We start from the raw sequence: 1,352 nt of genomic DNA on the forward strand, positions 1-1,352 counted from the left end.
GGCGTCGAGTTCGGCTACAAGGACCGCATCTTCGAGCAGAAATATCTCCTGCCGGACGGCCTGAACGCGTTCGAGGTCCAGAACTATCTGCTCATGTCCGGCCTTCGGGCGATGGCCGTCACCGGCGGGAGCGGCTTCGACAGCCGTGTCCTGCAGGCTGCAGGCGGGACGTGCGCCGGCCTATTCGTCGGCAGCCAAACTCTTCCAGATCGGACCCCAGCCCAAACGGCCATCGACCGAACGCCCGAGTCACAGGAGACGCAAAGTCCGGAAGAATTGGTGCGCCGGCCGGCATCGAACGACGAGCTGTGTAGCGCCCAGATGAGGCTGTTCCAGGTGGCATTCACGGACAGCATGGCCATGGACCACCAACTCGCGGGCCTCGCAAAGTCCATGCTCGCCCGCTTCGCAGGTGAATGGGTGTCCCCATCGGAGATGGCCGACCCGAGAATGCAACGTGCGGCGTTCAGCGTTCACAGCGTCATGACCAAGCTGTATCGCCTTGCAGCGCATGGCATCGAAGTGCCCAGCGACGCTTCTGGCGGCGCATTCGAAGACGCAGCGGGAGCCATCGCATCGATCCGGCGCCTCCTGCTCGCAGCGAAGTCCGACCCCGCCGGCATAGACAGATATGACGCCCGTCTATCAGCCGCAGAGGACGAGGCCGCCGCCACCCTGGCCGAACGGGCGGCGCGCAAAGAGGCCGAGGAGAAGCAGGCACGCGAAGAGCGAGCGCGCGCGGAAGAGGAGGCCCGCCAAGCCGAGCGCAGGCAACAGGAGGCGCAGGAAGCCTTACAGCGTGCTCGACGTGACCGGGCAGACGAGATTGAGCGGCTTGAGTATCAGCGCACCGAGTTGGACAGGACCGTCCACTTCTACCAAACCCGCCTGAAATACGAGGACAAGGGCAGCGATGGGGTTCGGCTCCGAGGGCTGCTGAACGCAGCATTGACCGAACGGGCCGAGGTCAAGCGCCGGCTCATGAAGGCCAAGGGCATCGCGCCAGAGCAACAGCCTCAGCAGACACCGCAGGCCCCTGCATCGCCGCTCCCTTCGCCGCAGTCGGAACCTGTGGCCGGTGACGACTGCCAGCAGGGCCGCACCTGCCGGGTCATCGAGGTCACGCTGTTCTGCCGCACGCCACAGCAGATGGCGGCGATCCTGTCGCAGCGGCCGGGTCCTGCCCGCCGCCAGATGCTTACGGCCTTCACGGCCTCGGGCGACTGCCGGAAGGTCGGTCCGGGCTCGACATTGGCCTGGACGGCGCCCATCGCAAAAATCCAGCCGCAGGGCGAGGCCGAGGCCGAACTCGTGCCGGGCACGCTCGCCGATGGCACCGCTGGCTTCATGCT

1 protein-coding gene is annotated in these 1,352 nt (G+C 66.2%); it reads left to right on the forward strand.

Translation table 11 applies throughout. From position 1 onward, the window contains the following. Positions 1–1,352, forward strand: a 1,352-nt coding sequence (locus tag EJ105_RS27565) for a hypothetical protein (RefSeq protein WP_250168878.1), incomplete at both ends; no start/stop codon positions are given.

The sequence above is a fragment of the Xanthobacter aminoxidans genome, assembly GCF_023571765.1.
Taxonomy (GTDB): domain Bacteria; phylum Pseudomonadota; class Alphaproteobacteria; order Rhizobiales; family Xanthobacteraceae; genus Xanthobacter; species Xanthobacter aminoxidans.